This window comes from Leucobacter chromiiresistens (assembly GCF_001477055.1).
Classification (GTDB): domain Bacteria; phylum Actinomycetota; class Actinomycetes; order Actinomycetales; family Microbacteriaceae; genus Leucobacter; species Leucobacter chromiiresistens_A.
On sequence record NZ_LDRK01000056.1, the window covers coordinates 25,664 to 32,324 of the forward strand.

General features: G+C 57.1%; 1 protein-coding gene, 1 tRNA gene and 3 rRNA genes. 4 read left to right on the plus strand and 1 reads right to left on the minus strand.

The annotated features are described in order from the left end of the window. Positions 1 to 4: 4 nt before the first annotated feature. A complete protein-coding gene (locus NS354_RS09070) occupies positions 5 to 466 on the minus strand; it encodes a GNAT family N-acetyltransferase (RefSeq protein ID WP_058594201.1) in 462 nt (153 codons plus the stop codon). Positions 467 to 581: 115 nt separating this feature from the next. On the opposite strand from NS354_RS09070, the gene NS354_RS09075 reads away from it, so the two are divergent. The 4 genes from NS354_RS09075 to rrf form a co-directional block, all read left to right on the plus strand. Then, a tRNA-Tyr gene (locus NS354_RS09075) sits at positions 582 to 666 on the plus strand. A gap of 699 nt (positions 667 to 1,365) precedes the next feature. Then, a 16S ribosomal RNA gene (locus tag NS354_RS09080) occupies positions 1,366 to 2,891 on the plus strand. Between the two features lie 465 nt (positions 2,892 to 3,356). Next, positions 3,357 to 6,463, plus strand: a 23S ribosomal RNA gene (locus tag NS354_RS13810). A gap of 124 nt (positions 6,464 to 6,587) precedes the next feature. Then, positions 6,588 to 6,661: ribosomal RNA gene (rrf, locus tag NS354_RS09090) — 5S ribosomal RNA — on the plus strand; the annotation flags it as partial.

Consider the following 6,661-nt stretch of genomic DNA (forward strand, 5'->3'; position numbering starts at 1 on the left):
GGGGTCAGCCCAGCCGCATGGGGGTGTGCGGAATGCCGTCCTCGAGGTACTCGTCGCCGGCGCTCGCGAAGCCGAAACGGGCGTACCAGTCGACGAGGTGAGATTGGGCGTGGAGCTCGATCGGGCGGCCGCCGCACTGTCGGATGGCGGCCTCCAGCAGGGCGGCGGCGACCCCGCGCCCGCGCCACGCGGGGGCGGTGACGACTCGCCCGATGCTGCGCGCACCGTCGGGGGCCGCGCCCTCGTCGAGGATGCGCACGGTCGCCGCGATCGCGCCGTCGGCGTCCTCCGCCCACAGCTGCACCGAGCCCTCCTCGAGATCGCGCCCGTCGAGGTCGAGGTAGACGCAGTTCTGCTCGACCACGAAGACGGTCTGTCGCAGAGCGGCGAGGCGGTAGAAGGCGGCGGGGGGCATCTCCGAGACGTGCGCGGAGCGGAGCACCAGTGGTTCGGGGAGGTCGGTCATGCTCCGATCCTGTCACGAAGCGCGCTTCCGTCGTGTGCGGGATCGGGCCCGCTCGATTTCCGTTCGAGCAGTGGAGCCGCTAGGGTGGGTTCCTGGTCGCCCTGGTGCGACCGATGGCGGGTTACCCGAGCGGCCAAAGGGGGCTGACTGTAAATCAGCTGGCACTGCCTACGGGGGTTCGAATCCCTCACCCGCCACCACTGACAGGCCCCGTCCTCATCGCAAGCGCGACGAGGACGGGGCCTGTCGCGTTTCATCGGTGATCTGAGGAGGGCGTGGACGCGGTCCTTCCGACGCGATGGCGCGCCCCTGCATGGAGGCGCGCTCGCCCCTTCGATTCCGGCGCCCGGCCCGCGCTCCGAGCGGGCCCGGTTCTCGGTGTTCGCGGGCCGACGTGGGCGGACACGCCCGGGATGTGGGCCGCAGTTGCCCGGTGGTGCGGATCGGCGTAATGTATTCCCTTGTCAGCGAAACGGAAAACGGCGCGAAAGCGGCCGAGATTCGGTTCGGACTTCGGCTCTCACGAGATCACCGAGAGCAGGACTTGCGAAAGTCTTGCTCGGGCGTGTACAGTAAGAGATCCGATCTCACCGCAAGGTGGACACCCGAAGGGTGGTCCAACTGGAGCGCTTGCTGCTCCCGGCGGTTGATGACAGGTTGCTGTTCGGAGCTCTCTTGGTTGGGGGTGACGGGTGGTGTCTGGTCTTTGAGAACTCAATAGTGTGCACTTAAATTGTCATATGCCAATTTGATGTAAAATCCCCGGCACTCGCACGTTGGTGCGGGTGCGGGAGATTCCTTTTTTGGATAACAAGAATCGTCAGTTTTGATGGTTCTGTTGCCAGATTGAACTCGCTTCCCGGTGGCTCGTTTTTCCCGAGTCCGGGGGGCAATCGTTTTTTACGGAGAGTTTGATCCTGGCTCAGGACGAACGCTGGCGGCGTGCTTAACACATGCAAGTCGAACGCTGAAGCTCCCAGCTTGCTGGGGGTGGATGAGTGGCGAACGGGTGAGTAACACGTGAGTAACCTGCCCCGAACTCTGGGATAAGCGCTGGAAACGGCGTCTAATACTGGATATGTCCTATCACCGCATGGTGTGTAGGTGGAAAGAATTTCGGTTCGGGATGGACTCGCGGCCTATCAGCTAGATGGTGAGGTAATGGCTCACCATGGCGACGACGGGTAGCCGGCCTGAGAGGGTGACCGGCCACACTGGGACTGAGACACGGCCCAGACTCCTACGGGAGGCAGCAGTGGGGAATATTGCACAATGGGCGCAAGCCTGATGCAGCAACGCCGCGTGAGGGATGACGGCCTTCGGGTTGTAAACCTCTTTTAGTAGGGAAGAAGCGCAAGTGACGGTACCTGCAGAAAAAGCACCGGCTAACTACGTGCCAGCAGCCGCGGTAATACGTAGGGTGCAAGCGTTGTCCGGAATTATTGGGCGTAAAGAGCTCGTAGGCGGCTTGTCGCGTCTGCTGTGAAAACCAGAGGCTCAACCTCTGGCCTGCAGTGGGTACGGGCAAGCTAGAGTGCGGTAGGGGAGATTGGAATTCCTGGTGTAGCGGTGGAATGCGCAGATATCAGGAGGAACACCGATGGCGAAGGCAGATCTCTGGGCCGTAACTGACGCTGAGGAGCGAAAGCATGGGGAGCGAACAGGATTAGATACCCTGGTAGTCCATGCCGTAAACGTTGGGAACTAGATGTAGGGCCTGTTCCACGGGTTCTGTGTCGTAGCTAACGCATTAAGTTCCCCGCCTGGGGAGTACGGCCGCAAGGCTAAAACTCAAAGGAATTGACGGGGGCCCGCACAAGCGGCGGAGCATGCGGATTAATTCGATGCAACGCGAAGAACCTTACCAAGGCTTGACATATACGAGAACACTGTAGAGATACAGGACTCTTTGGACACTCGTAAACAGGTGGTGCATGGTTGTCGTCAGCTCGTGTCGTGAGATGTTCGGTTAAGTCCGGCAACGAGCGCAACCCTCGTCCTATGTTGCCAGCACGTTATGGTGGGAACTCATGGGATACTGCCGTGGTCAACACGGAGGAAGGTGGGGATGACGTCAAATCATCATGCCCCTTATGTCTTGGGCTTCACGCATGCTACAATGGCCGATACAAAGGGTTGCGATACCGTGAGGTGGAGCGAATCCCAAAAAGTCGGTCTCAGTTCGGATTGGGGTCTGCAACTCGACCCCATGAAGTCGGAGTCGCTAGTAATCGCAGATCAGCAACGCTGCGGTGAATACGTTCCCGGGCCTTGTACACACCGCCCGTCAAGTCATGAAAGTCGGTAACACCCGAAGCCGGTGGCCTAACCCTTGTGGAGGGAGCTGTCGAAGGTGGGACTGGTGATTAGGACTAAGTCGTAACAAGGTAGCCGTACCGGAAGGTGCGGCTGGATCACCTCCTTTCTAAGGAGCACTCGGCACTTGGTGTCGCAGATTGGCTCGTTCACAGGCGAATGTTCTGTGCGAGTCGCTCATGGGTGGAACATATGACGAGAGTGCGGTTCGGGTGTTTTGCTGGAGTACGCCGTTTCCGTGAGGGGATGGTTGGAACAGGTGAGATGTTCGGGCTGTGCTTGTGAGTGCATGCTATTGGGTCCTGGGAGACCAGCCGGCTGAGCCTTTTGGGTTTGGTGGACTGGTTCCTGACCCGCTGTCGGAGGACGTGTTGTCTTCGGTGGTGGGATCGACCGTACGTTGAGAACTACACAGTGGACGCGAGCATCTTGCAGTGTCAGATCATGGATGCCGGATCACCTTTTGGGGTGTGAGGGTGTGTGTGGTGTGGTGCTGCTGATACTAATAATTTCATTGGTCGCACATGCCGTCCCGTTCGCGGGGGGTGTGTGTGTTTCAAACATACTTATGTGATTTCAAGTTTCTAAGAGCAAACGGTGGATGCCTTGGCATCTGGAGCCGAAGAAGGACGTAGTAATCTGCGATAAGCCTCGGGGAGCCGATAAACGGGCTGTGATTCGAGGATTTCCGAATGGGGAAACCCCGCCAGGGCGCGTGCGTACCTGGTGACTCCCGCCTGAATATATAGGGCGGGTAGAGGGAACGTGGGGAAGTGAAACATCTCAGTACCCACAGGAAGAGAAAACAATAGTGATTCCGGGAGTAGTGGCGAGCGAAACCGGATCAGGCTAAACCGGTCATGTGTGATACCGAGCAGGGGTTGCATGGTCGGGGTTGTGGGACGTGCCGTGAAGGGCTGCTTTCCTTCGAGCGTGAGAGTGAAGCTATAGGAGAACGCCTTGGAATGGGCGACCGGAGTGGGTGAGAGTCCCGTATCCGAAATGGTTTTACCGCGTGGTGTGTATCCCAAGTAGCACGGGGCCCGAGAAATCCCGTGTGAATCTGTCAGGACCACCTGATAAGCCTAAATACTTCCAGATGACCGATAGCGGACTAGTACCGTGAGGGAAAGGTGAAAAGTACCCCGGGAGGGGAGTGAAATAGTACCTGAAACCGTTTGCTTACAATCCGTCGGAGCAGGCTTTGTATCTGTGACGGCGTGCCTTTTGAAGAATGAGCCTGCGAGTTAGCGATATGTGGCGAGGTTAACCCGTGTGGGGTAGCCGTAGCGAAAGCGAGTCTGAATAGGGCGGTTCAGTCGCATGTCCTAGACCCGAAGCGAAGTGATCTATCCATGGCCAGGTTGAAGCGACGGTAAGACGTCGTGGAGGACCGAACCCACTTAGGTTGAAAACTGAGGGGATGAGCTGTGGATAGGGGTGAAAGGCCAATCAAACTTCGTGATAGCTGGTTCTCTCCGAAATGCATTTAGGTGCAGCGTTGCGTGTTTCTTGCCGGAGGTAGAGCTACTGGATGGCCGATGGGCCCTACAAGGTTACTGACGTCAGCTAAACTCCGAATGCCGGTAAGTGAGAGCGCAGCAGTGAGACTGTGGGGGATAAGCTTCATAGTCGAGAGGGAAACAACCCAGATCACCAACTAAGGTCCCAAAGCGCGTGCTAAGTGGAAAAGGATGTGGAGTTGCTGTGACAACCAGGAGGTTGGCTTAGAAGCAGCCACCCTTGAAAGAGTGCGTAATAGCTCACTGGTCAAGTGATTCCGCGCCGACAATGTAACGGGGCTCAAGCACGCCACCGAAGTTGTGGCATTCATATATCAGGTAGGCCTTCGTGGTCCAGCCGTATGGATGGGTAGGAGAGCGTCGTGTGGCGAGTGAAGCGGCGGTGTGAACCAGTCGTGGATGCTACACGAGTGAGAATGCAGGCATGAGTAGCGAAAGACGGGTGAGAAACCCGTCCTCCGGAAGACCAAGGGTTCCAGGGTCAAGCTAATCTTCCCTGGGTAAGTCGGGACCTAAGGCGAGGCCGACAGGCGTAGTCGATGGACAACGGGTTGATATTCCCGTACCGGCGGTAAACCGTCAAAGACCTAACCAGTAGTGCTCAGCTATCCAAAGCCTGTTACGGATCCTTCGGGTGATGTGCGGGTGGCGGTTGCGAACCCGAACTGGGGTGGTGAGCGTGAGGTGTGACGCAGGAAGGTAGCCTGTGCCGGGCGATGGTTGTCCCGGTGTAAATGTGTAGCCCGTCGATTATGAATAGTTTTCGGCTTTGGGTGAGACATGATGCGGACCCGTTAGGGGAAGCAGGTGATCCTATGCTGCCAAGAAAAGCATCGACGTGAGGTTTGCTGTTGCCCGTACCCCAAACCGACTCAGGTGGTCAGGTAGAGAATACTCAGGAGATCGAGATAATCATGGTGAAGGAACTCGGCAAAATGCCCCCGTAACTTCGGGAGAAGGGGGGCCATCCACTTATACGGATTTACTCCGGAAAGGGTGTGGTGGCCGCAGAGACCAGTGGGAAGCGACTGTTTACTAAAAACACAGGTCCGTGCTAACACGCAAGTGGATGTATACGGACTGACGCCTGCCCGGTGCTGGAAGGTTAAGAGGAGAGGTTAGGCCTTCGGGTCGAAGCTTTGAATTTAAGCCCCAGTAAACGGCGGTGGTAACTATAACCATCCTAAGGTAGCGAAATTCCTTGTCGGGTAAGTTCCGACCTGCACGAATGGCGTAACGACTTCCCAGCTGTCTCCACCGTGAACTCGGCGAAATTGCAGTACGAGTAAAGATGCTCGTTACGCGCAGAAGGACGGAAAGACCCCGTGACCTTTACTACAGCTTGGTATTGGTGTTCGGTGTGGCTTGTGTAGGATAGGTGGGAGACTGTGAAGCTCAGACGCTAGTTTGGGTGGAGTCGTTGTTGAAATACCACTCTGGTCATATTGGATATCTAACTACGGACCCTGATCGGGTTCTGGGACAGTGCCTGGTGGGTAGTTTAACTGGGGCGGTTGCCTCCCAAAAAGTAACGGAGGCGCCCAAAGGTTCCCTCAACCTGGTTGGCAATCAGGTGGCGAGTGTAAGTGCACAAGGGAGCTTGACTGTGAGACTGACAGGTCGAGCAGGGACGAAAGTCGGGACTAGTGATCCGGCAGTGGCTTGTGGAAGCGCTGTCGCTCAACGGATAAAAGGTACCTCGGGGATAACAGGCTGATCTTGCCCAAGAGTCCATATCGACGGCATGGTTTGGCACCTCGATGTCGGCTCGTCGCATCCTGGGGCTGGAGTTGGTCCCAAGGGTTGGGCTGTTCGCCCATTAAAGCGGTACGCGAGCTGGGTTTAGAACGTCGTGAGACAGTTCGGTCCCTATCCTCTGCGCGCGTTGGAGATTTGAGAGGATCTGACCCTAGTACGAGAGGACCGGGTTGGACGGACCTCTGGTGTGCCAGTTGTTCTGCCAAGGGCATGGCTGGTTGGCTACGTTCGGGATGGATAACCGCTGAAAGCATCTAAGCGGGAAGCCGGCCTCGAGATGAGATCTCCGTACACCTTGTGTGTGTGAGGCTCCCAGTAGATTACTGGGTTGATAGGCCAGATGTGGAAGCGCAGTAATGTGTGGAGCTGACTGGTACTAATAAGCCGATGACTTGATTTCTTCCCACCCTCGGGTGGGGCATGATGTGTGTTTGTAACGATTGTTTCGCGTCCACTTTGTGGTTCTAGACGTACGGCCACGCAGTCACCCGTTGGGGGTGGGTGTGGTCATATGTGAATAGAGTTACGGCGGCTATAGCGTCAGGGAAACGCCCGGTCACATTCCGAACCCGGAAGCTAAGACTGACTGCGCACCTGA